The 26,309-nt window shown below is 65.5% G+C and carries 28 protein-coding genes; 8 read left to right on the top strand and 20 right to left on the bottom strand.

What is annotated here, in order from left to right:
- Positions 1 to 2: 2 nt before the first annotated feature.
- The 4 genes from MOV80_RS19825 (at position 3) to MOV80_RS23500 (ending at position 3,372) form a co-directional block, all read left to right on the top strand.
- Positions 3 to 662, top strand: a complete 660-nt coding sequence (locus tag MOV80_RS19825) for a DUF799 domain-containing protein (protein WP_039756123.1) — start codon at positions 3 to 5, stop codon at positions 660 to 662.
- A 182-nt stretch (positions 663 to 844) separates the two neighbouring features.
- Positions 845 to 1,672, top strand: a complete 828-nt coding sequence (locus MOV80_RS19820; RefSeq protein ID WP_107731380.1) for a S1/P1 nuclease — start codon at positions 845 to 847, stop codon at positions 1,670 to 1,672.
- Between the two features lie 49 nt (positions 1,673 to 1,721).
- Positions 1,722 to 2,738, top strand: a complete 1,017-nt coding sequence (locus MOV80_RS19815; RefSeq protein WP_249605416.1) for an AAA family ATPase — start codon at positions 1,722 to 1,724, stop codon at positions 2,736 to 2,738.
- Between the two features lie 196 nt (positions 2,739 to 2,934).
- Entirely contained in the window at positions 2,935 to 3,372 is a 438-nt protein-coding gene (locus MOV80_RS23500) for a DUF2846 domain-containing protein (RefSeq protein ID WP_211104331.1), read from the top strand.
- 90 nt (positions 3,373 to 3,462) lie between these two features.
- Here MOV80_RS23500 and MOV80_RS19805 read toward each other — a convergent pair whose 3' ends face one another.
- The 3 genes from MOV80_RS19805 to MOV80_RS19795 form a co-directional block, all read right to left on the bottom strand.
- Entirely contained in the window at positions 3,463 to 3,897 is a 435-nt protein-coding gene (locus MOV80_RS19805; protein ID WP_107731377.1) for a lysozyme, read from the bottom strand.
- A gap of 309 nt (positions 3,898 to 4,206) precedes the next feature.
- On the bottom strand, positions 4,207 to 5,028 hold the full coding sequence (locus tag MOV80_RS19800; protein ID WP_048416074.1) for an SAM-dependent methyltransferase: 822 nt from the start codon (positions 5,026 to 5,028) through the stop codon (positions 4,207 to 4,209).
- A 264-nt stretch (positions 5,029 to 5,292) separates the two neighbouring features.
- A complete protein-coding gene (locus MOV80_RS19795; RefSeq protein ID WP_161523032.1) occupies positions 5,293 to 6,225 on the bottom strand; it encodes an alpha/beta hydrolase in 933 nt (310 codons plus the stop codon).
- Between the two features lie 437 nt (positions 6,226 to 6,662).
- Between MOV80_RS19795 and MOV80_RS19790 the strand changes: the two genes are divergently transcribed.
- Positions 6,663 to 7,034: a DUF1484 family protein gene (locus tag MOV80_RS19790; RefSeq protein ID WP_019103410.1), complete on the top strand. Its 372-nt coding sequence runs from the start codon at positions 6,663 to 6,665 to the stop codon at positions 7,032 to 7,034.
- A gap of 36 nt (positions 7,035 to 7,070) precedes the next feature.
- On the opposite strand, the gene MOV80_RS19785 is transcribed toward MOV80_RS19790, so the two are convergent.
- The 17 genes from MOV80_RS19785 to MOV80_RS19705 form a co-directional block, all read right to left on the bottom strand.
- Entirely contained in the window at positions 7,071 to 7,652 is a 582-nt protein-coding gene (locus MOV80_RS19785; protein WP_043592479.1) for a GNAT family N-acetyltransferase, read from the bottom strand.
- A gap of 10 nt (positions 7,653 to 7,662) precedes the next feature.
- A complete protein-coding gene (locus tag MOV80_RS19780; RefSeq protein ID WP_019103408.1) occupies positions 7,663 to 8,208 on the bottom strand; it encodes a cysteine hydrolase family protein in 546 nt (181 codons plus the stop codon).
- A 439-nt stretch (positions 8,209 to 8,647) separates the two neighbouring features.
- A complete protein-coding gene (locus MOV80_RS19775; RefSeq protein ID WP_249605415.1) occupies positions 8,648 to 9,526 on the bottom strand; it encodes a phosphoribosylaminoimidazolesuccinocarboxamide synthase in 879 nt (292 codons plus the stop codon).
- A complete protein-coding gene (locus MOV80_RS19770) occupies positions 9,523 to 10,209 on the bottom strand; it encodes a DNA alkylation repair protein (protein ID WP_249605414.1) in 687 nt (228 codons plus the stop codon). Before MOV80_RS19770 ends, MOV80_RS19775 begins: the two co-directional genes overlap by 4 nt.
- Positions 10,206 to 10,625 (bottom strand): fosfomycin resistance glutathione transferase, encoded by a 420-nt coding sequence (locus MOV80_RS19765; protein ID WP_249605413.1) that lies wholly within the window; start codon positions 10,623 to 10,625, stop codon positions 10,206 to 10,208. Before MOV80_RS19765 ends, MOV80_RS19770 begins: the two co-directional genes overlap by 4 nt.
- 184 nt (positions 10,626 to 10,809) lie before the next feature.
- Positions 10,810 to 11,940 carry a 5-(carboxyamino)imidazole ribonucleotide synthase gene (locus MOV80_RS19760; protein ID WP_043592475.1) on the bottom strand — a complete coding sequence of 377 codons (1,131 nt, stop codon included), beginning with the start codon at positions 11,938 to 11,940 and terminating at the stop codon, positions 10,810 to 10,812.
- Positions 11,940 to 12,428, bottom strand: a complete 489-nt coding sequence (gene purE / locus MOV80_RS19755; protein ID WP_019102123.1) for a 5-(carboxyamino)imidazole ribonucleotide mutase — start codon at positions 12,426 to 12,428, stop codon at positions 11,940 to 11,942. Before purE ends, MOV80_RS19760 begins: the two co-directional genes overlap by 1 nt.
- 102 nt (positions 12,429 to 12,530) lie before the next feature.
- Complete coding sequence (locus tag MOV80_RS19750; RefSeq protein WP_249605412.1) at positions 12,531 to 13,352, bottom strand: CPBP family intramembrane glutamic endopeptidase; 822 nt, start codon at positions 13,350 to 13,352, stop codon at positions 12,531 to 12,533.
- Positions 13,353 to 13,483: 131 nt separating this feature from the next.
- A complete protein-coding gene (locus MOV80_RS19745) occupies positions 13,484 to 14,962 on the bottom strand; it encodes a S8 family peptidase (protein WP_161523034.1) in 1,479 nt (492 codons plus the stop codon).
- Between the two features lie 27 nt (positions 14,963 to 14,989).
- Positions 14,990 to 16,657: a hypothetical protein gene (locus MOV80_RS19740; RefSeq protein WP_081950375.1), complete on the bottom strand. Its 1,668-nt coding sequence runs from the start codon at positions 16,655 to 16,657 to the stop codon at positions 14,990 to 14,992.
- A 333-nt stretch (positions 16,658 to 16,990) separates the two neighbouring features.
- On the bottom strand, positions 16,991 to 17,734 hold the full coding sequence (gene ybgF, locus MOV80_RS19735) for a tol-pal system protein YbgF (RefSeq protein WP_019102119.1): 744 nt from the start codon (positions 17,732 to 17,734) through the stop codon (positions 16,991 to 16,993).
- A gap of 161 nt (positions 17,735 to 17,895) precedes the next feature.
- The gene (gene pal, locus MOV80_RS19730) at positions 17,896 to 18,423 is read right to left on the bottom strand and encodes a peptidoglycan-associated lipoprotein Pal (protein WP_118266300.1); all 528 of its coding nucleotides are present in this window, start codon (positions 18,421 to 18,423) and stop codon (positions 17,896 to 17,898) included.
- Between the two features lie 14 nt (positions 18,424 to 18,437).
- The gene (gene tolB, locus MOV80_RS19725) at positions 18,438 to 19,727 is read right to left on the bottom strand and encodes a Tol-Pal system beta propeller repeat protein TolB (RefSeq protein WP_019102117.1); all 1,290 of its coding nucleotides are present in this window, start codon (positions 19,725 to 19,727) and stop codon (positions 18,438 to 18,440) included.
- A 74-nt stretch (positions 19,728 to 19,801) separates the two neighbouring features.
- Positions 19,802 to 20,671 carry a cell envelope integrity protein TolA gene (locus MOV80_RS19720; RefSeq protein ID WP_118266303.1) on the bottom strand — a complete coding sequence of 290 codons (870 nt, stop codon included), beginning with the start codon at positions 20,669 to 20,671 and terminating at the stop codon, positions 19,802 to 19,804.
- Entirely contained in the window at positions 20,668 to 21,078 is a 411-nt protein-coding gene (locus MOV80_RS19715) for a biopolymer transporter ExbD (protein ID WP_043592471.1), read from the bottom strand. Before MOV80_RS19715 ends, MOV80_RS19720 begins: the two co-directional genes overlap by 4 nt.
- Positions 21,079 to 21,344: 266 nt before the next feature.
- Entirely contained in the window at positions 21,345 to 22,013 is a 669-nt protein-coding gene (locus MOV80_RS19710) for a class I SAM-dependent methyltransferase (protein WP_019101068.1), read from the bottom strand.
- A gap of 62 nt (positions 22,014 to 22,075) precedes the next feature.
- The gene (locus MOV80_RS19705; RefSeq protein ID WP_019101069.1) at positions 22,076 to 22,255 is read right to left on the bottom strand and encodes a DUF3460 family protein; all 180 of its coding nucleotides are present in this window, start codon (positions 22,253 to 22,255) and stop codon (positions 22,076 to 22,078) included.
- 238 nt (positions 22,256 to 22,493) lie between these two features.
- Here MOV80_RS19705 and MOV80_RS19700 point away from each other — a divergent pair, with 238 nt between their 5' ends.
- The 3 genes from MOV80_RS19700 to MOV80_RS19690 are packed head-to-tail and all read left to right on the top strand — an operon-like array spanning position 22,494 to position 26,309.
- Positions 22,494 to 23,927, top strand: coding sequence for an undecaprenyl-phosphate glucose phosphotransferase (locus tag MOV80_RS19700; RefSeq protein WP_043592469.1), 1,434 nt, complete (start codon positions 22,494 to 22,496; stop codon positions 23,925 to 23,927).
- 7 nt (positions 23,928 to 23,934) lie between these two features.
- Positions 23,935 to 25,398 carry a mannose-1-phosphate guanylyltransferase/mannose-6-phosphate isomerase gene (locus tag MOV80_RS19695; protein WP_019104151.1) on the top strand — a complete coding sequence of 488 codons (1,464 nt, stop codon included), beginning with the start codon at positions 23,935 to 23,937 and terminating at the stop codon, positions 25,396 to 25,398.
- The gene (locus tag MOV80_RS19690; protein WP_019104152.1) at positions 25,395 to 26,309 is read left to right on the top strand and encodes a glycosyltransferase family 2 protein; all 915 of its coding nucleotides are present in this window, start codon (positions 25,395 to 25,397) and stop codon (positions 26,307 to 26,309) included. Before MOV80_RS19695 ends, MOV80_RS19690 begins: the two co-directional genes overlap by 4 nt.

Here is a 26,309-nt window from a genome sequence, read left to right as displayed (position 1 = left end):
TCATGATCAAACGCATTGCCCAATGGCTGGCCTGCCTGGCCATCGCGGCGCTGGCCACCGGCTGCGCCACTCCCAAGCCCTACGACTACACCGCGTACAAGCAAAGCCGTCCGCGCTCCATCCTGGTGCTGCCGCCGCTGAACGAATCGCCGGAAGTGGCCGCCAGCCTCAGCATGCTGTCGCAAGTGACCATGCCGCTGGCGGAAGCCGGCTACTATGTGCTGCCGGTGACGCTGGTGGAAGAAACCTTCAAGCAGAACGGCATGAGCACGGCTTCGGACATCCACGGCGTGGCGCCGGCCAAGTTGAAGGACATCTTCGGCGCGGATGCGGCCTTGTACGTGACGGTGAGCAAGTACGGCACCAGCTACAGCGTGATCAGCAGCGACACCATCGTGTCCGCCAGCGCCAAGATGGTGGACCTGAAGACCGGCGCGGTGCTGTGGACCGGCTCCGCCTCGGCTTCCAACAACGAAGGCAATAACAATAACTCCGGCGGCCTGGTGGGCATTCTGGTGACCGCGGCCTTGAAGCAGATCATCAACACCGCCACCGATGCCAGCCACGATGTGGCCGGCATCACCAGCCAGCGGCTGTTCAGCACCGGCTATAACGGCGGCCTGCTATACGGCCCGTACTCTCCCAAGTACGGTACCGACTGATTCCGCAACGGATAGCAGACACCCAGCCCGGCGATGCCGGGCTTTTTTTGCGCCCGCGGTTTATCTTCAGGGGAAATCTTAATGGCATTTTAATTTAATGATTTTCAGGTAATATGCGTTCGCCATAAAAGCGGGCGGCATTTTGCCGGCCGCGGTCCATCACAATCACAAGAGAAACCGTCATGAAGAAATTTACGCTCGCCCTGTTGTTGTCCGCCGCCTTCGCGCTGCCCAGCGCCCAGGCGCTGGCCTGGGGTCAGGAAGGCCACCGCGTCACCGGCTACGTCGCCCAGCAACTGTTGAGCCCTCAGGCCAAGGCCGCGGTCAATCAGTTGATCCCCAACGCGGACTTCGCCCAGCTGGCCCTGTACATGGACCAGCACAAGCAGGAATTGAAGCAGCAGCTGCCGGGCTCGGATCAATGGCATTACAACGACGAACCGGTGTGCGACGGCGTGGAAGAGGACGATTGCCCCAGCGGCAACTGCGCGTCCAATCAGATCACGCGCTACAGCAAGGTGCTGGCCGACAAGAGCGCCAGCAAGTCCGCCCGCGCCCAGGCGCTGACCTTCTTGCTGCACATGATCGGCGACCTCCATCAGCCGCTGCACGCGGCCGACAACCACGACCGCGGCGGCAACGACGTCAAGACGCGGCTGGCCGGCAGCAACAAGACCGGCAATCTGCATTCGGTGTGGGACACCGCCCTGGTGCAGCAGGCCTTGAGCGGCGCCAACGAGCAGAGCTGGGCGACGCAGAACCTCAAGTACTACGCGCGCAACATCGCCGGCTGGCAGAGCGGGCAGGTCAATGACTGGATCAAGGAATCCAATCAGTACGCGCGCAGCGAGGTCTACGGCCCGCTGTCCAACTTCAGCTGCGGCAGCGCGCCCAGCGACGTGGCCTACCTGGACCGCACCTACCAGACCGCCGGCGCTCAGCTGGTCAAACAGCAGCTGGTCAAGGCCGGCGCGCGCATCGCCATGGTGATCAACCAGGCGCTGCAGTAAACCGGCGCGTCCGCGCTAGAATGGCGGCTCCGTCGTCACCGGAGCCGCCATGTCCATTCACGAGCTCAGCCTCAAGGGCTTCCGTTCCATTCGCCAACTGCGGCTGGAGCTGGAGCCGCTCAACGTCGTCGTCGGGCCCAACGGCTGCGGCAAATCCAATCTCTACAAGGCGGTGCGCCTGCTGCACGAGGCCGCTTGCGGTCGCCTGTCCGCGGCCTTGGCGGAAGAGGGCGGCATCCAGAAGGCGATGTGGGCCGGCGGCCTGCGCCGCGGCGACCGCAAGGGCGAGCCCAAGCGCATGACGTTGGCGGCGCGGCTGGCCGACTACGACTACGAATTGCAGCTGGGCTACCCCGAACCCAGCCGCAGCCTGTTCTCGCTGGACCCATTGGTGAAGGAGGAAACGCTGTGGCTGGCCGGCCAGGGCCGCCGTCCCTCGGCCCAGGTGCTGGAGCGGCGCAATCAGAGCGCCTTTCTCACCAGCGTGGACGGGGTCAGGACCACCTATCCATTGGGCCTGCAGGCCGAGGAGTCGGTGTTCGGCCAATTGGCTGAGCCGCATCTTTATCCCGAGGTGTCGCAAGTGCGGGAGACGCTGCGGCGCTGGCGTTTCTACCATGAGTTCGCGGTGTGGCCCGGCTCGCCGCCGCGCGCGCCGCAAGTGGGCATCCGCTCGCTGGTGCTGGCGCACGACGGCGGCAATCTGGCGGCGGCCTTCCAGACCATTGTGGAGATCGGCGACGTCGAATTGCTGCGCAGCGTGCTGGCCGACGCGTTTCCGGACAGCCGCTTCCAGGCGGAGGCGCTGCATGGCCGTTTCCAGATGCTGATGCAGCGCGACGGCATCCTGCGGCCGCTGGAGGCGGCCGAATTGTCCGACGGCACCCTGCGCTTCCTGTGCCTGGCGGTGGGCTTGCTCAGCCCGCGCCCGCCGGCCTTCATGGCCTTGAACGAGCCGGAAAACAGCCTGCACCCGGACTTGCTGCCGGCCTTGGCGCGGCTGATCGCCGAGGCCGACCGCCACAGCCAGCTGTGGGTAACCATTCGCCGCGCTTGGCGGAGCTGATCGCGCGCCACCGGCCACTGCGCCGTTTCACGCTGGCGCAGCGCGATGGCGAGACGGTGTTGGCGGATGAGGATTGAGTTGGGCTTGCGAGGTCGTTTAGGTATGGCTGGAAAGTGAAAATGTATGGATGCGAGGCGGAATATTTGCATGTAGAATCCCCGCCGCCATACCGTTTGAATATAAGAAAGAACTTTCCGTGAAAAAACTATTTGCCGCTGCTTCTCTGCTGGCGCTGCTGTCCGGCTGCGCCTCCACCACACTGGCCACGCCCGAGGCTGACGCCCAGGCCAAGCAGTTCAACACCCAGCCCAATAAGGCCCGCGTCTACATCTACCGCAACGAAGCGATGGGCGCCGCAGTAAAAATGAACGTGCTGGCCGACAACAAGGCTCTGGGCGACACCGTGTCCAAAACTTACATCATGGCCGATCTGGAGCCAGGCTCGCATACGCTGGTGGGCAAGGCCGAGAACGACTCCAGCCTGACCATGGACATGGTGGCCGGCAAGATCTACTACGTTTGGCAAGAAGTGAAGATGGGCGTAATGTACGCTCGCAACAAGCTGCAGAGCGTTGACGAGGCCGAAGGTCAAAAAGGGGTGAAAGAGTCCCAACTGGTGCAGTCGCCGCAATAAGACATGGCCCAAGCGTGGTGTAGCCTGCCGCGTTGCGCAAAAAAAACCCAAGCATCCGCTTGGGCTTTTTTCATGGCTCATACCACTCGCTCAGACCGGCTGCAGAAACAGCGCCTGCTCCGCCGCGCGGCGGCGGGTGAGGCCGGGCAGGACCTTGCCGCCGGCCTTGTTCCAGCGCGGGAACTGAGCGGCGGCGCCGGCGTAGTCGCGCTGATTGAGCAGGCGCAGCAGCGTGGAGTTTTGCAGCGAGCCCAGGCCCAGGTTGTAGCTGAAGCTGACCAGCGCGTCGAACTGGTTCTGGTTCAGCGGCACCGCGGCCAGCCGGGTGACGCCGGCTTCGAAGCGGCTCAGATCGCGCGCCAGCAGTGCGTCGGCCTGGGCCTGGCTGATGACCAGGCCCGGCGTCACGTCCGGACCGGTGTGGCCGTAGCCTATGGTCCAGACGCCCACCGCGTCCTGGTAGGCCTTGAGACGCAGGCCTTCGAATTGCTGGATCAGTTTGACGCCATTGGCGCTGATATTCATGTCGGGCTCCTGGGAAGGGCCCCCGGCGGACGCGGAGAAACGCTCGAAAGAATCTGAGGCGGGAGGAGAAGCGGGCGGGGGCGGGACCGGCCGCGCGGGGCGGTCCGGGTGCGTCGCTCCCATTATGCTCAGGGCCCGGAAACGGGCCGAGGCGACGGGTGTCAGTGACGGGAGAGGGGTATTTTTGCGGCTCCCCCACCCTAGGAGCGATTGCTCGTTATAGGTAGGGTGGGTGGAGCGTAGCGATACCCACGCGGGAATCCCATAGGGAGATGGCGTCGCGGAACGCAGCGCACTTTGACGCGGTTTTTAGTATACGAAGCGCTCGCGCAGGTCTTCCAGGTTCAGCTCTTTCAGAATCGCCTCCTGGCGTTCGCGCGCGCTGTTTTTGCGCTGGCCGGTGTACTTGGCGATGATCAGCTCGTTCTTCATCGAGTGCTCCCAGCCCACCAGCTCGGTGACGGTGAGCTGATAGCCGCGCGCTTCCAACTGCAGGCAGCGCAGCACATTGGTCAGATGGCTGCCGAACTCGCGGGTGTGGATGGGGTGGCGCCACATTTCGGACAGCGGGGTCAGGCCGAAGCTCTGGTTTTTCTTTTGGCGCAGCACGCCGGCCACTTCCGCCTGGCAGCAAGGCACCAGCACGATGTAGCGCGCGTTCTTGGCCAGTGCGAAGCGGATGGCGTCGTCTGTGGCGGTATTGCAGGCGTGCAACGCGGTGATGATGTCCACCTGCTGCGGCAATTGGTCCGAGGTGATCGACTGTTCCACGCTCAGGTTCAAAAAGCCCATGCGTTCGAAGCCCAGGCGGGCGGCCAGCTCTTGCGAGCGGCTGACCAGTTCCGGCCGGGTTTCGATGCCGTAGACGCTGCCGGCGGCCTTGTCCTTCAGGAACAGGTCGTAAAGGATGAAGCCCAGGTAGGACTTGCCGGCGCCGTGGTCGGCCAGGCTCATCTCGCCTTTTTCCGCCAGCACGTCGGCCATTAGCGGCTCGATGAACTGGTACAGGTGGTAAACCTGTTTCAGCTTGCGGCGGGTGTCCTGGTTGATCTTGCCGTCGCGGGTCAGGATGTGCAGCTCTTTGAGCAGTTCCAGCGATTGCTGTGGTTTGATCTCGGGAATCAGGCTCATGGCGGCCTCCTGCGAAAAACGAATCGCCGGATTTTAGTCCAATTCGCGGCGGCGCGCTTGGGAGCTGGTTTCAATGCTCCTGTCTAACTGTCCCGCCGAAGCGCGGCGGACATTCTCAGGCGTAGAGCCTGTTCAAAGTCTCGCGAGCTAAGGCGAGACAAGGCGGAAACGGCTGAGAAAGCGGAATGTACGCGTGGTACATGAGCATTTCGAAGGTGTTTTCAACGCCGTATCGCCGACGCGCAGCAGACTATGAACAGGTTCTCAGCCTGTACTGACCGGCTGCACGCTAATCCGCTCCAACCAGCGCAGCATGTCTTGCTCCACTTCCACGCGGTTGGTTTCGTTCAGCATTTCGTGGCGGCCGCCGGGGTAGACCGTGGTTTGCACGTCCAGCAGGCCGGCCTCGCGGTAGCGGATTTCCAGCTGGCCCAGCCCCAGCTTGCCCAGGCTGACCGGGTCGCGGCTGCCGGCCAGCAGCCAGACCGGACAGCGGCGCGGCAGGCTGTCGCCGCTCGCCTCGCCGCGTTCCATGGCGATAATGCCGCCGAACAAATCTATCCACAGGCCGGGGCAGGGGTCGAAGCCGCACAATGGGTCCGCCAGGTATTTGTCCACTTCCGCCGGGTCGCGGCTCAGCCAGTCCATGCCGGTGCGGGCGGGCAGAAAGCCCAGGTTGAAGCTGCCGAAAATCAGCCGCGCCAGCAGCCGGCTTGGCCGTTCCGGGCTGCCGAAGCGGGCCACCAGCCGCGCCAGGCCGCGCAGCAGCCAGGCCAGCGGGCGTTGGCGGTAGCCGGTGGCGGACAGCGCCAGGCCGGACAGCGCCGCGCCGTGGCGCAAGAAATAGGCGCGGGCAATGAAGGAGCCCATGCTGTGGCCGAACAGCGCCACCGGCAGGCCGGGATGTTGCTCGGCGGCATGGCGGCGCAGGGTCTCCACGTCGGCCACTACCTTGTCCCAGCCATTCTCGGCGGCGAAATGGCCGCGCAAGCGCGGCGCGGCGCCGTGGCCGCGGTGGTCGTGGGCGTAGACCGCGTAGCCGGCGGCGGTCAGCGTTTGGGCGAAGCGGTGGTAGCGCACCGCGTATTCGCTCATGCCGTGGGAGATCAGCACCACGGCGCGCGGCGCGCCGTCCGGCAGCCAGCAGGCGGCGTGCAGGGTTTCCCCGTCGTCGGCGTTCAGTTGGAAGGTTTGCATGGCGGTGAGCCCTTTTATGGCCTGTTTTGACTACGCCGCGGCATCAGGGTTGCGGTGGAGCGGCGGCTTCACAGCAAAACATGGCGCGGTGATGCTGGCAAGCGCTATCCAAATGTCCTGGCGCTGTCGCCGTTATTGGAGTGGGGCGCAGGGTTTCGGGTCACGCGGGGACGCGCCGCGCTTGACCAGGCCTAGCAGGGTGGGCAACATGAGCCGCGTGCCGTTTCATAAAGCGCGGCATCAGGAATGGAAGCCTGAATTGAGTAGGAGGGATTTATCATCCCTCGCCACGCTATAGTTGCGCCCATCAGGGCAGGTTATGGCAGGGAGGCCTTTGGCCTGCTGGCTCCTACTCGCCTGTCTTCCAACCCTGCCATATGCCTGCCCATCTTGATTGGAAGCGGGGTGGCAGGCGCTCTGTTCAGTAGGAGCCCGTCATGCCGATATTGTCAGTTCTGTCCCTGCTTGCAAAACCGCCTCCATCCAAGGAGGCCGCTGAATCTCCAGCCGCTCTCCCTGCGGCCAGCCGTCTGATCAAGACCGTCAAACATCTGCAAGGTCTGCGTTCGGAAAATACCGCGCTTTCCACCATCGATCCCGTTCTGATTCATCTAGCCCGTTGCTGTGAGCATTACGACGATATCGCCGAAGAGCTGCGTCAATGCAGCGAGGCCTTGGGCGCGGTGCTGTTGATGCTGCGCCACACTGAAAACGCGAAAGTGCGCGGCAAGGCGCTGTGGGCCTTGCTGGAGCCTTTACAGCAGCGTTTGCAGGGGGCGATGGAGAGGCTGGAAGCCGTCACGTCTTGAGCCCGCCGGCCGACGGAGGCGATTGCGGCCGGATGCTCAGGCCAGCATGTGCTCCGGGTCGAAGTCCGGATTGAGCCGCGAGGTCAGCACGTGGTCGCGCCAGCCGCCGTTCAGGTAGAGGTAGTTCTTGGCGTGGCCTTCGACCTCGAAGCCCAGCCGTTTGAGCAGGCCGGCGCTGCGCAGATTGTGCGGCTGGTAGTTGGCCTGGACCCGGTGCAGCCTGAGGGTGTCGAAGGCGCAGCGTATCACCGCTTCCAGCGCTTCGCGCATCAGGCCCTGGCCCTGGCAGTGCTGATCCAGCCCATAGCCCAGATGACAGGACTGGAAGGCGCCGCGGCTGATGTTGCTGAGGCCGACGCTGCCTATCACCCGTTCCGGCTCGGCGTGCAGTGCCAGCAGGAAGCGGCCGCCGCGGCCTTCTTCCCAGTCGCGGGCGCGCTGGCGCAGCTGCATGGTCCAGTACAGCTCGGTGTAAAACATGTCGCCGGGCTTGGGGTCCCAGGGTTCGAAGTGCTGACGGTTGCGGACGTGGAAGTCCAGCATCGCGCGCGCCAGCGCGGGCTGCGCCGGCAAGAGCAGCAAGCGCGGCGTGCTGAGGGTGGGCTGGGCGATGGGCATGCGGGGCGGGTCAGGCGCTGGCGGGAAAGGCGATCTCAGCCGCCGCGCGCAGCAGGATGGGCACGCCGAAGCTGCCCAGCTTGGGCAGAGTGGCGTTTTCATGGGCGCGGATTTGGGCGGCGCTGGCGTGGTCCTTGTCGTGGGTGGTGTGCGCGTCGCTGGCCAGGATGATGGCGTATCCGTGGGCCGCCGCGCTGCGGGTGGTGGTGTCGATGCAGAATTCGCTGGCGTAGCCGGCGATGACCAGTTGGCCGACGCCCCATTGTTGCAGTTGCTGATGCAGGCCGGTGCGCAGGAAGGAGTCCGGCGTGGTCTTGCGCAGGTAGTGGTCGTCCGGCTGGGCGTCCAGGCCGCGGGCCAGCTGCCATTCCGCCGAGCCGTGGATCAGCGGCGCGCTGGCGCGTTCGTGTTGAACCCAGACCACCGGCGTTCCGGCCGCGCGGGCGGCGGCGGCCAGTTGATTGAGGCGGGCGATGACGGCGTCGGCCTGGTCGGCGCGGGGTTCATTGTCGAACATGCCGCTTTGCACGTCGATGATCAGCAGGGCGGTTTTCATCGGGGTTTCCTGTCGCGGGATTGAGTCGCCAATGTCATATGAAACGCGGCAAAAAGCAAGCCCCGCTAGGGCGGGGCTTGGAACTGGTCCGGAGAATGTGTTTACGATTTTTCGGCAGTGCTTTGAAACATTATTCAATACTCAGGAAACCGCGTATTCGACGCGCCCTAACTCCCTTCAAGCCTGCCGACGGGTGGCAGGCCCGAGGTCTTAAGCGGCTGCCTGTTCGAGCAGCGCGACGTTAGCGCGCTGCGAGTTCAGCCGCGCCTCGGGCCTGACGGGTCCCGGCGGGAAGCCGTAGGCCAGGCTTGCAGGGCGGCCTTTAGGGTAAAGGGAGATTTGGCCGCGCAAATCTCCCTTTCCGTTTGCCGGGCGGAACCGGCCCTAAATCATTATCCGCGAAGCGGATTCGAAAGTACCCGGCAAGGTAAACAGGGGCTTAGGCGGTCAGCCTGTCCAGCGCTTCTTTATATTTCGCCGCGGTCTTCTCGCGCACTTCCAGCGGCACCGTCGGTGCCGGCGCCTGCTTGTCCCAGCCGGAGGCTTCCAGCCAGTCGCGGACGAACTGCTTGTCGAAGGACGGCGGGTTGCCGCCCGGCGCATAGCTGTCAGCCGGCCAGAAGCGGCTGGAGTCCGGGGTCAGCGCCTCGTCCATCAGCGTCAGCACGCCGTTCTCGTCCAGGCCGAACTCGAACTTGGTGTCGCAGATGATGATGCCGCGGCTGGCGGCGAATTCGGCGGCGGCGCGGTAGAGCTTGATCGCGGTGTCGCGCACCTGGGCGGCCAGCTCGGCGCCGACGATTTCCTCGCAGCGCTGGTAGCTGATGTTTTCGTCGTGGTCGCCCACCGCCGCCTTGGTGGACGGGGTGAAGATGGGTTCGGGCAGCTTGTCGGCTTCGCGCAGGCCGGCAGGCAGCGCCAGTCCGCAGACGGTGCCGCTCTGGCGGTATTCCTTCCAGCCGGAGCCGGCCAGGTAGCCGCGCACCACGGCTTCGATCGGCACCGGCTTCAGGCGCTTGGCCACTACGGCGCGGCCGGTCACTTGCGGCAGGTCGGCGGCGGAGACCACGTCTTCCGGCGCGTCGCCGGTCAGGTGGCAGGGCACCAGGTCTTTGAGCTTGTCGAACCAGAAGTTGGAGATGGCGGTGAGGATCTGGCCCTTGCCGGGAATGGGGTCGTCCAGGATCACGTCGAAGGCGGACAGCCGGTCGGTGGCGATCATCAGCATGCGCTTGTCGTCGATCTCGTACAGGTCGCGGACCTTGCCGGAGTAGATTTTCTTCAAGCTGGTCAGTTGGGTGGTGTTGAGTCCGGTCATCGGAAATCCTCGGTGGAGCGGGCAATGTGTTTCAAGGCTTCGCGCCGGCTGAGCCCGGATAGCGGCGTGGCCGCGACAAAGGCGCGCACGGCGCTGGCGTCGGTGTAAGCGTATTCGCGCAAGGCCCAGCCTATGGCCTTGCGGATGAAGAATTCGGCGTCGCCGGCATTAGCGGCGCAGTAGCGGAACAGGCGTTCGGCGTCGGTGTCGGCTTTCCAGCGCAGCTGGTGCAGGATGGCGACGCGGCGCAGCCAGAAGTCGGCGTCGCCGCTGAGCGCGTCTATATCGTGTTGCAAGTCCGGGTGTCGGCGTACCAGCGCGCCGACCACCCAGGCGGCCAAGCCGTCCACGCAGTCCCACCAGGGCTTGGCGGCGGCCAGCGTCAGCAGCCGCGGCAGGCTGGCGGCCGGTAGTTCCTCGGCGCGCGCGGTCAGCAGGTCCACCGCCGCGTACTGGAATTCGCGCTCCGGCTGCCGCCACAGTTGTTCGGCCAGATCCAGGCAGTGTTCCGCGGATTGGGTCTTCAGCGCGCGGATCCAGGGCGTGGACACTTTGCGGCGCACCGGCGTGGGCACGCCGAGATAGTCGAACTGCTCGCGCATATAGGAGCGCATCGGCGCGGCCTTGCCGGGAACGGCGGCGGCGCTCAGTCCGGCGCGCAGCGCGGCGATGTCGGCGTTCATGCCGGGGCCTCGTCGAAGAAGCGCATGCCGGCGTAAGGCTGGGCGCGGCAGGCGTCCAGCCGCGAGGCCAGCGTGCCGACGTGCAGCTCAAGCTGATGGCCGTCCGGGTCCAGGAAGTAGAGCGAGTCGCCCTCGCTGCGGTTGTCCCGCCATTGGCGGACGCCGGCGGCGGCCAGGCGCTCGCGCCAGGCCGGGAAGTCGGCGGCGTCCACGCCGAAGGCGTAGTGGGTGTAGCCGGGGGCTGGCGCGGCGGCCGGGTCCAAGGACAGACACAGCCACAGGCCGTTAAGGCTCAGATAGCCGCCGCCGTCCCAGCGCGCGTGGGGACGGCAGCCCAGGGTGAGGGCGTAGAAGTCCCAGGCGCGCTCCAGATCGCGCACCGCCAGGGTCAGGTGATTGAGGCCGTTCAGTGTCATGGCGAAAAAATGGCGAAGCCCTGTAAGAACCTGTTCAAAGTTTAGCGAGCTAGAGCGAGACAAGGCGAAAACGGCTGAAGAAGCGGAATGTACATGTGGTACATGAGCATTCTGAAGCCGTTTTCAACGCGGTATCGCCGACGCGCAGCAGACATTGAACGGGTTCTTAGGCTTCGCCATGTGCTTACAACGTATCCTTCAAGGCCCGGGCCTGGTCCAAGGCTTCGTCGGCCGTGGCCGCCATCACATTGAAGTGGCCCATCTTGCGGCCGGGGCGCGCGCTTTTCTTGCCGTACAGATGCAGTTGGGCGTTGGGCGCTTCCGCCAGCACGTCCCAGTTGGGCTGGCCGCCGTTGTCCTTCCACACATCGCCCAGCAGGTTGACCATCACCACCGGGCTGAGCAGGTCGGTGCGGCCCGGCAGCAGGCCGCACATTGCGCGCACCTGTTGCTGGAACTGGTCGGTGAGGCAGGCGGTGAGCGTGTAGTGGCCGGAGTTGTGCGGCCGTGGGGCTATCTCGTTGACCACCAGGCTGTCGTCTGCCAGCACGAAGAATTCCACCGCCAGCACGCCAACGTAGTCCAGCGCCTCGGCCAGCCGCATCGCCATGCTCTGCGCTTCGGCCGCCAGCGCCGGTTTGATGCGCGCCGGCACGATGGATTCGTCCAGAATGCCGCCGGCGTGGATGTTCTCGGCCACCGGGAACACCGCGCTCTGAGTGGCGCTGACTCGGGTGACGATGGCGGACACTTCCAGTTGCAGGTCCAGCATCTTTTCCAGCACGCAGGCCTGGCCGCCCAGATTGGCGTAGGCGGCGCGCGCTTCTTCCGCGGTGCCGACCCGTACCTGGCCCTTGCCGTCATAGCCCAGGCGCGCGGTTTTCAGGATGCCGGGCAGGTAGGGCGCGAGCTCAACCTGAATGTCCTCCACGCTCTGGATGGCCAGATACGGAGCGGTGGGCAAGCCGGCCTTGGCGATCCAGGCTTTTTCCGCGATGCGGTCCTGAGCGATGGCGACGCAGTCGCCGGACGGCGATACGCGGGTGGTCTTGGCCAGGACGCGCATGGCGTCGGCGTTGACGTTTTCGAATTCGGTGGTGACGGCGGCGCAGCTTTTGGCCAGGTCTTCCAGCGCGGCGGGGTCGTTGAACGGCGCGCACAGGTGGCGGTCGGCGAAGTCCGCCGCCGGCGCGGCTTCGTCCGGGTCCAGCACGGTGACGCGGTAGCCCATGGTCTTGGCGGCCACGGCGAACATGCGGCCCAATTGGCCGCCGCCCAGGATGCCCAGCATTGCCGGGGGCAGGATGGCGGACATTATTCGATCTCCGGCAAGGTCATCGCCAGCACGGTTTCTTCTTGCTTGCGGCGGAAGGCGATCAGCTGTTCCGCCAGTTCCGGGCGGGTGGCGGCCAGCATGGCCACGGCGAACAGCGCGGCGTTGGCGGCGCCGGCCTCGCCGATGGCGAAGGTGGCCACCGGGATGCCCTTGGGCATTTGCACGATGGAGAGCAGCGAATCCTCGCCGCGCAGGTATTTGGACGGCACCGGCACGCCCAGCACCGGCAGGTGGGTCTTGGCGGCCAGCATGCCCGGCAGGTGCGCGGCGCCGCCGGCTCCGGCGATGATGGCCTTCAGGCCGCGCTCGGCAGCGGTTTCTGCGTATTCGAACAGCAGGTCGGGAGTACGGTGGGCGGAGACGACGCGGGTTTCACAGGCGATGCCGAAGTCCTTGAGCACGCGGGCGGCGTTCTGCATGACTTCCCAATCGCTGTTGCTACCCATCACGATGCCGACTTCAATCATGGCGGAGAAGCTCGCTGGTTGAGGCTAAAGCCGTGATTTTACCCGATTGGGGCCTGCTGCCGTTATGGTTTTTTATTTTGACATCAAGGTACTTAGGGCATATCACATCAGCCGCGGATAAGTGAACAGAATCAGGTGTACAGCGTTGAAAGCGACATGGGCCAGCACCGCCCACAAGACCTGGCGGGTGGCGGCGTAAACCAGGCCGTAACCCAGGCCGGCCAGGGTGGCGAGGCCGACCCAGACCCAGCCGCCGGCGACGTGGACCAGGCCGAAGGCCACGGAGGCGGCCATCAAGGCGGCGAAGGGTTCGGTGCGCAGCTCCAGCCAGCGTTGCAGGCCGGCGCGGAAGAAGGCTTCCTCGGCCAGCGAGACCAGGAAGAAGTTGGCGAACAACCAGGGCAGCAGCCAGTGCGGCAACTTCGGCGCCCAGGCGATGACGCCGGCCACGCTGGCCAGGCCCAGCACGATCAGCAGCAGCAGCGCGCCGACGCCGGCGGCGGGCGGGCCCCAGCGTCGCTCCACCTGCGGGCTGGCGCTCAGCACCATCAACAGCAGCCAGCCGGCGGCGCCCTTGTCGTAGCTCCAGTAAAGCCGGTAGGGCGCGCTGTTGGGCGTGCTCAGGCCCTGCCACAGCAAGGGGTTGTCGAAGCCGGGCAGGGCGTGCAGCGCCAGCGCCAGCAGCAGCGCGATCCAGACCAGCCACAGCTCCGGCCGCCGGTAGTGGCGCGCGGCCAGGCTGACGGCGAGGGCGGCGATGAGGGCCGCCGCGCCCAAGGGCTGCACCAGGCCGCATGCGACGGCGACGCCGGCGCTGCTGAGCGCGGCCAGACGCGACGGCCAGCGCAGGCGCAGGCTTTCCGCCAGCAGGGCCAAAGCCAGCAGGGCGAAGGCGGCCAGGGTGAGGGTATCGGGCAGGGGCATGGCGGGCTCGCGGAGGATGGGCGGAAAGCCAATGATACTGAAGCGGGGCGGCGACAAAAAGACCGCCGCGGGTCAGGCCGGAACCGGACCCGCGACGGTAGAGCGCTCCCGTGTGCGGGGAGAGGCTATGTTTAGTTGAGTTTGGCCGCGCGCACCGCGGCGGCGGCGTCGGTGATGCCGGCGGAGCATCCTTCGCAGTCCGCCGCCGGTGGGCGCGCGGTCTTGATCAGGATGTTGCGCACCGCTTTCCAGTTGAGGCTGGGGTTGGAGGACAGCATCAGCGCCACCAGGCCGGCGACGTGGGGCGTGGCCATCGAGGTGCCCTGGAAGGCGGCGTAGCTGTCGGCGCCGGGCACGGTAGTGCCGCTGTTCAGCGTGGAGTAGATGCCGGGGTCGCCGCTGTTGAGGTCGCCGCCCGGCGCGGTGACGGTGGTGATCGCGCCGTAGTTGGAGTAGGAGGCGATGCCGCCGGATTTGCCGTTGGAGGCCACGGTGATCACGCCGGGGCAGCTGGCCGGGTTGGTGTTGCGCACATTCTTCATCGCGTTGCCGGCGGCCACCACCACCACGCCGTTGCGGGCGTTGACCTGCTGGATGGCATCGCGATAGGTGCGGCTGCAAGGCTGGGCCCCGCCCAGCGACATGCTCAGCACCCGCGCCACATTGGCGTTGATCGGCGTGCCGGGCACGGTGGCGCCCACCGCCCACAGCATGGCGTCGGCGATGTCCGAGCTGGCGCCGCCGCACTGGCCCAACACGCGCAACGGCAGCAACTTGGCCTTGGGCGCCACGCCGGTCAGGCCGTTGGCGTCGCCGGCGGCCGCGGCGATGGTGCCGGCCACGTGGGTGCCGTGCCAGCTGCTATTGCCGGCGCGGCACAGGCTGCCGTCGCTGTAGTCGCCTTGGTCCAGGCCGTTGTTGGTGCGCGCGCTTTGCACCGGCTGGCCGTTGCTGTCCAAGAGCGGGCTGCCGTCGGCGTTGGTTTGTGCCACGGCGGGCAGGCGGGCGCGTTTGGGGTCGGAGATGAAGTTGTAGCCCGGCTCCAGCAGGTTGGGCTTGAGGTCCGCGTGCGGACGGTAGCCGGTGTCTAGCACCGCCACTGTGACGCCGGCGCCCAGCGACAGGTCCCAGGCGGCGGGCAGGTTCATCGCGCCCGGTTCGCCGGCGCTGGCCTGCATATCCCATTGCTTGCCGGCGTATAGCGGGCTGCTGGGCAGATAGTTGGGGCTCATGACGAAGTCCGGCTCGGCGTATTCCACCGCCGGGTCTTGCTGGATTTTGCGCGCCAGGGTCTGGGCCTCGGCCACGCTCAGCGCTTTGCCGCTTTGGTAGACATAGGCGCCGGTGCCCATCTGATGATGGAATTGCAGCGGGCTGCCGCTCAGTTGCTGCACGCGTTGGGTGCGGGCGGCGAAATCCGCCGGGCGGCTGGACGGCGCGCGGCCGCCGTTGGCGATGCGCGCCTGGGTCAGTTGCAGCTGGGAGACGCTGTGGTATTTGACGATGATGCCGGTGATGCCGGCGGCGGAGGGCGCGGCCGCCGCGATTTCAGCGCCGGCGCCGGCCAGCAGCGCGGCGATCAGCAGGGATAGCGAGTTCTTGCGGTTCATGTTCTGTTGCTCCAATGCGTCGGGGACTTAGTTCTTGACGTAGGGGATGGCGGCAAGACCGGCCGGCGCGTTGCCGCCGGCGGACGGGCTGCCCCAGGCGACGAACTTGCCGTCCTTGGCCACGGCGAGGAAGCCGCCGAGCGGGGTGCTGTAGATGGCGCGGATATTGACCAGGCGCGAGCGGACGGCGGAGCTGTCGCCGCCGTGGGTGGGCGCGCCCCAAGTGACCACGCTGCCGTCGGCCTTCAAGGCGGCGAAGGCGTAGTCGTTGGCGAATACGGTCACCACATCGCGCAGGCGGTGGCGCACCGCGCTGCTGTCGCCGCCGCGCAGTTCATCGCCCCAGGTCACTACGCTGCCGTCCTGGCGCAGCGCGGCGAAGGCCAGTTCGGTGGCGGCGATGGAGCGCACGCGGTTGAGCTGGTGTTGCACGCCGCTGGCGTCGTTGCGGGCGCCGTCGCCCCAGGTGACCACGCTGCCGTCCTTGCGCAAGGCGGCGAAGGCGGTCTTGCTGGCGTAGAGTTTGGCCACGCCCGCCAGGTTGCCGGCCACCGGGCCGGTGTCGGCGCCGCGGTCGAAGTAGGCGCTGCCTATGGTGGCGACCGAGCCGTCCTGCTTCAGCGCGGCGAAGACGTTGAGGTTGGTCTGCACGGCGCTGACGCCGGCCGGCATCGGCTCGCTGCCGTCGTAGTAGTCGCTGGTCTGGCCATCCCAGTTCAGGCCCCACACCACCACACTGCCGTCTTTTTTCAGTGCGGCGAAGTTGTAGTCGGTGGCGGCGATGCTGACCACGTTGTTGAGCTTGGCGGCCAGCGGCGAGGCGTCGCCGCCGGAGTTGGGGTCGCCGAAGGCGAGCACGCTGCCGTCCTTTTTCAGCACCGCCACCGCGCCCAGGTTGTGGCTGACGCTGGCGACGTCCTTCAGCGCGGCCAGGCGGCCGGCGTCGAAGTAGGAGGAGATGGATTTGGAGCCGCCGTTGCCGTCGAAGGTGGTTTCGATATTGCCCCAGCTGGTGGCGCTGCCGTCGCCGTTGAGCGCGACGAAGCCGCGCTTGGTGGGCCACAGTTTGGACACTTTGCTCAGCGGCGCCACCGGCGAAGTGGCATCGGTGCTGCCTATGCCCGCGGGGCCGGCGAAGCTGGCGCCGGAGCCGGCGCGGCCCCAGCCCACGACGGTGCCGTCGGCCTGCAAGGCGGCCATCGCGCGTTCATTGCCGGCTACCGCCACTACGTTTTTGGGTTGGGCGGGCAGGGCCGAAGTGTCGCCGCCCAGGCGGCGGCTGCCCCAGACCGCCAGCGTGCGGTCCGCCTTCAGCACGGCGAACACCGACGGCGCGCTGAACACGTTCTGCGGCACCAGGGTCTGGCTGGCGCTGGTCAGCGCGCAGCTGACGGTGGCGGTCAGCGGCTGGTCCGGCGCGCTGTCTTCGGCGCTGAAGCCGCGCGCGCCGTTGCTCCACTGCACGCGCGGCTGGCCCAGGCACAGGCCGCTGGGCACTGCGGTCAGCACGCCGCCGCGGTTGCCGAAGATGTCCACCGCCAGGCGGCCGCTGCCGCCATGATGGCTGGACCCGTCGCCGGGCTGGCTGCCGCTGCCGTCGTCTTCGCAGCCGGCGAGGCCGCCGATCAGCGCTATGCCCACGGCGATAGCGCCAAGCCGGAACCATTGGGTTCCGCTTGCTTGTGTGGTTCTCATCACGGGTAACTCCTTTGTATATCTTGTCGTTTGTGTTTTTATCCTGGGTTTAAACCCAGAATGAATATATTGTCATGCGGTAAGCATGTTTGGTAGAGAAAACGCATGGACAAGGCAAGAGGGAGCGGGAGGAGAAGCGGATGGAAAAGACGGAGCAATGCGCTATTTTGGTGCGGCGTGCCGATAACCAGTGGTTATAATTATTTGTGTTTTAATTTTTTGTTGAAAAATCAGATATTTGCCGGGGGAGAATATGGCGCATAAGACAAAGCCAGCCGCGGCGGGCTGGCGTCAAAATGGGGCATGAAGGCCGGAAGGGAGCCGGCCGGGGTGTTACATTTTTGCCAGTTGCTGACGCGCTTTCTGGGCGGAATCGGTCTTGGGATACAGTTTGATCAGGCGTTTGTAAGTGGTTTTGGCCTGATCCATCTGGCCCAGATCGCGCTGGCAGTTGCCGATATTGCGCAGGGCCTCCGGCGCGAAGTGATTGTCCGGAAATTGCTCGACGAAGCGGCGGTGGATGTCGATGGCGGCGTCGTATTGGCGCAAGGCGGTGTGGGACACGCCCAGCCAGTAAGTGGCTTCAGCCACTTGCGGCGCCTGCGGGTTTTGTTCGATGAAGCCGCGCAGCGCGTCGGCGGCTTTGGCGAAGTCGCGAGCGCGCAGCAAGTTCAGCGCCTTGTCGTAATCCGGGCTGGTGGCCGCGCCGCCGTCCGCGGAGCCCGAGGCGTCGCCGTGCGTGGCGGGCATGGGCTTGGCGCCGCTGTTCTCCAGATGGCCCAGCCGGCCGTCCAGATCGTTGTACAGATCGTTCTGGCGCTTTTGGGTGGTTTGCAGATTGTAGTTCAGCACTTCCACGTCGCCGCGCAGTTTGGCCACTTCGGCCTTCATCGTTTCCAGCTGGCTGACCATTTCCAGCAACTTTTCATTGGAAAGCTTGCTTTCCACTTCATTGAGACGGGTGGAGGCCTGGCGGTTGACTTGGTCCAGCTGGCGGCGGGTTTCTTCCAGATCGCCGGTGGTGGCGCAGCCGGTGAGGACCAGCAGCAGCGCGCTGCAAAGGGTGAGCCGTTTCATGGTTGTCCCGGGATGTCCCGCCGTCCGCCCCGGAGGGGACGACGCTTTTGAGTTGGGTGGCAATGAATACAGCCGGATATCTTAACGGCAAGCGCGTGAAAACGCACCCGCCCGATGTCCGGCTGTAAAAGCCGACCCCGAATCGGGCCGGCGGTCTGGGCTTAGTGGCCTTGGTACACGATGTCGGCGCGACGGTTCTCCGCGAAGTCCGCTTCGGTGTTGCCGGTGGCGCGCGGTTTTTCCTTGCCGAAGCTGACCGCTTCCAGTTGGCTTTCCTTGGCGCCCAGCACTTCCATCGCCTTCTTCACGCTCTCGGCGCGGCGCTGACCCAGGGCCAGGTTGTATTCGCGGCTGCCGCGGGCGTCGGTGTTGCCCTGGATGATGACTTTTTTGTCAGCGTTCTGCTTCAGGTAGGCGGAGTGGGTTTCCACTACCGCTTTGCCGTTGGCGTCGACGGAGGAGGAGTCGAAGCCGAAGTAGACGCTGCGCTTGGCCAGCGGGCTGTTGGGATCGTTCAGCGGATCCACGGACACCTGGTTCTGGTTGCCGCTGCCGGTGTCCACCGGCGCGGTGGTCTGCGGCGCGGTGGGCTGCTGGGTGCCAGTGGTGGTGTCGGCCGGTTTGGTGCTGGCGCAGGCGGCCAGCAGGGTTACGGTGGCGGTGCCGAGGACGAGTTGTTTCCAGTTCATATCAATAGCTCCAATTAAGGACGATTAAATGGGCCCCAAGCCGGGTCCTGTACATCGCCGTTGATAACGGCCAATTTCACTTTGCTGCTGCCATCCGTGGTGGCGGCGTACAACACGCTCTTGCCGCCGGCGTCGCTGGCGTACAGCACCATGCGGCCGTTGGGGGCGAAGCTTGGGCGTTCGTTGTAGCCGCCGTCCGACAGCACTCGGCTGTCGTTGGTGGCCAGGTCTTGCGCCATCACGCGGAAGTTGCCTCCCTCGCGACGGATGTAACTCAGGGTCTTGCCGTCCGGCGACACCTTGGGCGACACGTTGTAGCGTCCTTCCCAGGTGACGCGCTGGGCGTTGCCGCCGTCGGCGGACACGCGGTAGATCTGCGGGCCGCCGGCGCGGTCGGAGACAAAGTACAGGCTGCCGCCGTCCGGACTCCATGTGGGCTCGGTGTCGATGCCTCCGTTGTACATCAGCCGGCGCGAGCCGCCGCCGTTGGCGTTGATCACGTAAATCTGCGAATTGCCGCTGGTGGTCAGCACCACCGCCAGCTTGCTGCCGTCCGGGCTCCAGGCCGGGGCGGAGTTGCTGCCCTTGAAGTTGGCGGCGGCAAAACGCTGGCCGGTGGCCAAGTTCTGCACCCAGACCACCGGCTTCTTGCTTTCAAACGACACGTAGGCGATGCGTCCGCCGTCCGGGCTCCAACTCGGGGAGATGATGGGCTCCCTGGAGCGCAGAATGGTCTGGGCGCGTCCGCCGTCCACGTCCGCCACTTGCAAGAGATAGCTGCCGCCGGTCTTCAGCACGTAAACGATGCGGGTGTTGAAGAAGCCTTTCTGGCCGGTGATCGCCTCGTAAATCATGTCGGCGATCGCGTGCGCCACTTGGCGGGTGCGGTCCGGGGTGACGGTGAATTCGCCGCCGGTCAGTTGTTTCTTCTGCGCGACGTCCATCAGCCGGAAGCTGATTTTCAACTGCCCGCCTCCGGCGGCCTCCACCTTGCCGATGGCGACGGATTGCGCGCCGGCGGCTTGCCACAGCGGGTAGCGGATGTCAGCAGGCTCAAACGGCACATTGGCCACGCCGGCCGCGTCCACCATGCGGAAGACGCCGGAAATCGTCAGATCGTTCTTGATCACCGGACCCAGGCCGCCCTGGGCGTTGGCCTCGTCCTTGAACGGAGCGATGGCGATGGCGTGGCGATTCGCCCCGCCGCCGACGATCTCAATAGTCATTTCCGCTTGCGCGCCGCCTGCGGCCATCAGGCCCAGCGTGACGAGCAGCATATTCAACAGAGTTTTAAAGCTGGACATTAGTTCCCTCGAATCAGTCTATCGGCATGAGGCGACGCCGCAGCCGTTCCATCATGGCTTGTGCTTGATCCGTCTTATGACCTGGGACGGAATTCCATTTTGAACTGCCGGTAGCCGTCGTTGAAATTGGCGCCGGGCGGCAGCGCCGGAAAGGTTTTCGCTTCCCAGATCGCCCTTTGCACAGCGTCGTCGTAGGCCTTGCTGCCGCTGCTTTGCAGCAGTTGAACCCGGTTCACTTCCAGCGAGGGCAGCAGGCTGACCTGCAACACTACCTTGGGGTTGCCGCTCAGTTCCGGCGGCACCTGCACCAGCGGAGTGACTTTGGCCTTGACCCGGCTGATCCAGCCGGCCTTGGCCGTTGACGAGCCGTTGGCCGCGCCGCCGGCCACGCCGTTGGGGGAACCGGCCTGGTCGCTGCGCGCATTGGCTTTGCCGTGGGCGCGGGGGCTGTCCAGGCTGGCCAGCAGGTCGTCGGCCTCCGGATTGTAGGTCTTGGACGGCTTGGGTTTGGCCTGCGGCTTGGCGGCCGTCGCCGGCGGCGCTTTGGCCTCCGGTTTTTTCTCGGCCGGTTTGTCCGCTTTTTTGGGTTCGGGCTTCTTCGCCGGCTCGGGTTTGGGCTCCGGCTTAGGCTCAGGCTTGGGTTCCGGTTTGAGCTTGGGCGGCTCCGGCGGTTTCTTGTGGCGGCCCAGGTTGACGTCGGCCGGAGGCTCCGCCACGGCGGGACGCGGCGGCTCCACCACTGGCGCGGGCTTGGGTTCGGCCACCGCGGACGGCGCGGGCGGCGGCGGCGCGGTGGTCCACAGCTCCAGCGCCACCGGCGCCTGTTCTTGCAGGGTTTGGGAATGGAAGCCGCCCCACAGCAGCAGGCCGCCCACGGCGACGTGCAGCAGCACCGAAACGATCAGCGACCAAGGACGCGGCGAGGTGGACACTGCGGCCATCATCCCTGCTTCTGCTGCTTGACTGTCAGCGCCACGCGCTTGACGCCGGCCTGGTGGAGTTTGTCAGCGATCTGCACCACTTCGGCGTATTTGAGGTTGGCGTCGGCGGAGATGGCCACCGGGCGTTCGGCCGCGCCCAGCGCCTGGATCTGCGCGGCCAGGTCGGCGACGGAGGCGACGTCGGTCTTGCGGTCGTTGTCTATCAATTGAATCTTGCCCTGGGCGTCCACGGTCACTTCCAGCGGACGGGTGTCGATGCTGGCGGCTTGGGACACGCTGGGCACTTCTATCACGCCAGGCGTGAACATCGGCGCGGTCACCATGAAGATGACCAGCAGCACCAGCATCACGTCGATGTAAGGCACGACGTTCATCTGGTTCATCTGGCGGCGGGGACGGCGATTGAGCATGGAGCGTCTGTTAGCGTTGGCAAGCGGTCATGATACACCGGGCTCCGGCCCAGGTGGGCCGGCTAAGCGGGTCAGACTGAGGCGGATCATGAAAAGTTCATGGCCGAGCCGGCCTGGGGCCGCTTAGAACGTGTTTACGATCTCGCGAGCTAAGGCGAGACAAGGCGAAAACGGGCGAAAAAGCGGAATGTACTCGTGGTACATGAGCATTTTGAGCTCGGTTTCAACGCCGTATCGCCGACGCGCAGCAGATCGTAAACAGGTTCTTAGATCAGCCGCGTGCACAAGGTCAGCCCATCCCCCACCGGCAGCACGCACATGCGGATGCGCGAGTCGTGTTTCAGGCCGGCGTTGAATTCGTGCATCAGGTGGACGCCGGGCGGGTCTTCAGGCTTGGGTTCCACCACGCGGCCGGACAGGAAAATATTGTCGATGGCGATCACGCCGCCGGGGCGCACCAGTTGCAGGCAGGCTTCGTAATAGTCGCGGTAGGCGGGTTTGTCCGCGTCGATGAAGGCCAGGTCGTACTGACCCGCTTGGCCGGCGGCCAGTTGCTCGCGCAAGGTGGCGAGCGCCGGTTGCAGCACCAGTTCGATGCGATCGGCGACGCCGGCGCGGGCCCAGTAGTCGCGGGCGACGGCGGTGAAGGTCTCGCTGACGTCGCAGGCCAGCGTGCGGCCGTCTTGCGGCATCGCCAGCGTCACTGCCAGCGCGCTGTAGCCGGTGAACACGCCGATCTCCAGATAGCGGCGCGCGCCGATCAGTTGAGCCAGCCAGGCCATGAACTGGCCTTGTTCCGGCGCGATCTGCATTTTGGCCATGCGGTGGGTGGCGGTGAATTCGCGCAGCTCGCGCATCACCGGATGTTCGCTGAGGCTGATGTTCAGCAAGTAGTCGTGCAAGGCGCCGTCTAGCGCCAGGGTGCGGCTGGTCATGGGTATGCAGTGCAATCGGAAACGCCCGCGGCGCGGGCGTCGGGTCAGGCAGGGAGCCGGTTTTATTCCGGCTGGTAAACGTAGGGCTGCTGCGGAACGCGGGATTCTTTCCAGCGCTTCTGGTCGTCGGCGTTCAATTGACGGTCCCACAGGGTCAGGCGCAGCTCGCGGCGCTGGCTGTCCACTTCCGGGTGTTCTTCCAGAAAGCCGTTGATGAATTGGGTGAAATCGGACTGATACATCGCATCGTTCCTTACTAAGGCTGATCTTGTGATTTTAATCGATAAATCGTTGCGCAGTCAGCCTGTGGGCTTCGCTTTACATTCATTTTGACAACAGATTTCACGGTACAGCGTAAATCCTGGTTGCGTTGCTGGCGCTTTGCTGCGATATTTAGCAAAAGATTTAAAGACATTAAAGCAAAATTTTAAACTGAAAAGGTGGATTTGTTTAATCAAATTAAACTTAATGGTTTGTAATATGCGAATTCGCAATGTGGACGGCTTGGTGCAGTTCTACCCCGAGACCTTGACCTATCTGCGGCTGCTGGCCCGGTTGACGCATCTGGCGATGGTGTTGGCGCCCGGCTGTATTTTGCTGTTGTTTGATCCGGCCGCCGCGGCGGCCCGCGGGCAGGCCGGACAGCTCTTGTTGTTGGCCGGCGTGCTGGCTTTGTTGTCTTTTCAGGCGTTGGGCGTTTACGGCGGAGGCATGTTTTTACGCCAGTTGCGCCTGCGGCCCTTGGCCGCGGCGTGCGTGCTCTTGTTTTTGGTCTTGTGGCTGGCCCGCGGGCTGTCCCCGGCCTTGGCCGCCTTGCCGGACCGGCTGTGGCCGGTCTGGTTTACGGCGACGCTGGCCTTGTTGCTGGCGCAGCGTTTGTTGGTGCACGTGTGGTGCCGCCGGCTGGTGCGTCGCGGCGTGGGCCTGCAACGCACGGTGATCCTGGGTTGTACCGCCAGCGGCCATTTGCTGGCCGGCTTTCTGAGGGAGAACGCGGACATTCGCGCCTGCGTGATCGGCTTTGTGGACGATCGTTCGGACCGCTTGCAGCACGCCATGGCCGGCCTGCCTTATTTGGGCGGCATGCGCCGGCTGGAGACGATGGTCCGCGAGGGCGAGGTGCAGCAAATCCTGGTGGCGCTGCCGTGGGCGGCGGTCAAGCGGATGGGGGACTTGGTCAGCTTGCTGCGGCGCTTGCCGGTGACGGTGCTGCTGGCGCCGGACATGGCGGGCTTGCAGCACGCTCATCATCGGGTGACCGCGGTGGCGGGGTTGCCGATGTTCAATATTTCCGAGCGCCCGCTCAAGGGATGGTCGCCCTTGCTCAAACGCTGCGAGGACGTGTTGCTCGCCGTTTGCGCGCTGGCGCTGACCGCGCCGCTGATGTTGCTGATCGCCTTGTTGATCAAGCTGGATTCGCCGGGGCCGGTGCTGTTCCGGCAAAGGCGCTACGGCTACAACAACCGTTTGATCGAGGTCTACAAATTCCGCTCCATGTACGTGGAGAGGACCGACGCCGACGCCGAGGCGCAAACCACACGCAGCGACCCGCGCGTGACTCGCGTCGGGCGCTTCATCCGCAAGACCAGCCTGGACGAACTGCCGCAATTGCTCAATGTGCTGGGCGGCAGCATGTCCATGGTGGGGCCGCGTCCGCACGCCACCGCCACCAAGGCCGCCGGTGTCTTGTTCGAAGACGCGGTGGCGGAGTATTCCGCCCGCCATCGGGTCAAGCCGGGCATTACCGGCTGGGCCCAGGTTAACGGCTACCGCGGCGAAACCGACACGCTGGCCAAGATAGAGGGCCGGGTGGCGCACGATCTCGAATACATCGAGAACTGGTCGCTATGGTTCGACGCCTACATTCTGATCCGCACTCTGCCGGCCGTGCTGTCGGCCGACGAAGCCTATTGAGGCCGCCATGCAAACCCAAATTCCAGAACTGATTCCCTGCATCGTGTCCGGAGGCGCCGGCACTCGCTTGTGGCCGGTGTCCCGGCAGGCTTTTCCCAAGCCCTTCATCCGCTTGGCCGACGATCAGAGCCTGCTGCAGAAGGCCTTTCTGCGCGCCGCGCGCCTGCCGGGGGTGAAGCGGGTGATGATCATCACCAATCAGCAGGCGCAACTGCGCACCCTGGACGAATGCCGGGCGGTCAACGCCGGCGGGTTGGCGTTGGAGCTGCTGTTGGAGCCGGAAGGGCGCAATACCGCTCCAGCGCTGGCGGCCGCCGCCGCGGACCTGCTGGAGCGCGAACCGGCGGCGAATCCCTTGCTATTGGCGCTGCCGGCGGATCATCTGATCGCCGACGAAGCCGCCTTCGCCGCCGCGGTGGAGAAAGCCGCGCGGCTGGCCGGCGATGGACGCATTGTCGTTTTCGGCTTGAAGCCCAGCCGCGCGGAAACCGGTTTTGGCTATATCGAGGCCGGCGCGGCGATAGGCGCTGACGGACAGGAAGTGGCTCGCTTCGTGGAAAAGCCGGACCACGCCGCCGCCGAAGGCTATCTGGCTGGCGGACGTCATTTGTGGAACAGCGGCATGTTCTGCTTTTCCGCCGCTGCTTTGTGCGAGGAACTGGCCGAACACGCGCCCGATGTGTTGGCGGCGGTGCGGGATTGCCTGGCGCACAGCCCTGCGTCCCAGAGCGCGGACCACCGCTTGCGGGCGCTGGAGCGCGAGCGCTTTGGCCGTTGCCCGGACATTTCCATCGACTACGCGGTGATGGAGCGCACCCGCGCCGCGGCGGTGGTGCGTTGCGAACTGGGCTGGAGCGATATCGGCAACTGGGACAGCCTGGCCGAGCAGTTTCCCGCCGACGCGGACGGCAACCGCGTTAGCGGCGACGCCTTGCTGCGGGACAGCCATGATTGCTTTATCCAGAGCCGCGGCCGCTTGATCGCGATGCTGGGCGTGGACAATCTGGCGGTGGTGGATACCCCGGACGCCCTGTTGGTGGCAGACCGCGGGCGCAGCCAGGAAGTGCGCGAGCTGGCGCGGCGGCTGCAGGACCAGAATCATCCTGCCTGGCGGCTGCATCTGAGCTCGCAGCGGCCCTGGGGCCATTACACCGTGCTGGCGGACAGCGAACGCTACAAGATCAAGCGCATCGTGGTGAAGCCGGGCGCGTCGCTGTCCTTGCAGATGCACCACCACCGCAGCGAGCACTGGATCGTGGTCAGCGGCACCGCGATGGTGACCCACGGCCAAGAAGAGCGCTTGCTGCACACCAATGAATCCACCTTCATTCCCGCCGGGGAAACGCATAGATTGAGCAACCCCGGGCTGATCGACCTGGTATTGATCGAGGTACAAAGCGGCGAATACCTGGGCGAGGACGACATCGTGCGCTTCGCCGATGACTACGGCCGCTCGGAGGCCGCGCCGTGAGCCGCACCGCGTTGATCCTGCCTGTGCGCAACGCCGGCCGCCACCTGGACCGGCTGTTGCCGGCACTGGCGGCGCAAAGCTTGCGGCCGGACGAATGGCTGGCGCTGGACAGCGAGTCCAGCGACGGCAGCCGGGCGCGCCTGCTGGCCGCCGGCGCCAGCGTGGTGCCGGTGCGCGCCGCGGATTTCAATCACGGCGGCACGCGCCGGCTAGCCAGCGAACTGACCGACGCCAAGGTGTTGATCTATCTGACCCAGGACGCCATCCCGGCCGGGCCCGACGCCTTGCGCCGCTTGCGCGACGCGCTGCTGGCGGAGGACGACATCGGCGTCGCCTACGGCCGCCAACTGCCGCAGCCGGACGCCGGCCTGTTGGGCGCGCACGCGCGCCGTTTCAATTACCCACCGTTCAGCCGCACCAAGCGGCTGGCCGACGCCGCCGAACTGGGCATCAAGACCTGTTTCAGCTCGGACTCCTTCGCCGCCTATCGCCGCGAGGCCTTGCGCGAGGTGGGCGGTTTCCCTTCCGACGTGATCGGCTCCGAAGACGCCCACGTCGCCGGCCGCATGCTGCTGGCCGGCTGGGCGGTGCGTTACGAGGCCGCCGCCTGCGTTCACCACTCGCACGATTACGGACTGCTGGAGGAAATGCGCCGCTATTTCGACATCGGCGTGTTTTACGGCCGCGAGCGCTGGATCGCCGAGCGCTTTGGCCGCGCTGGCGCGGAAGGGCGGCGTTTTCTGCGCTCCGAGCTGGAAACCGTCCGCCGGGCAGGCCAGCCGTGGCGGCAGTCCGAAGTGTTGCTGCGTTGCGCGCTCAAGCTGGCCGGCTACCGCCTGGGCCATGTCGAGCGCTGGCTGCCGCGCGCGCTCAAGCGCCGCCTCAGCATGTTCCCCGCTTATTGGAAATGA

Source organism: Chromobacterium sp. IRSSSOUMB001 (assembly GCF_023507765.1).
Classification (GTDB): Bacteria; Pseudomonadota; Gammaproteobacteria; order Burkholderiales; family Chromobacteriaceae; genus Chromobacterium; species Chromobacterium haemolyticum.
The sequence above is the reverse complement of the archived record's forward strand: the minus strand, read 5'-3'. Positions and strand labels throughout refer to the sequence as shown.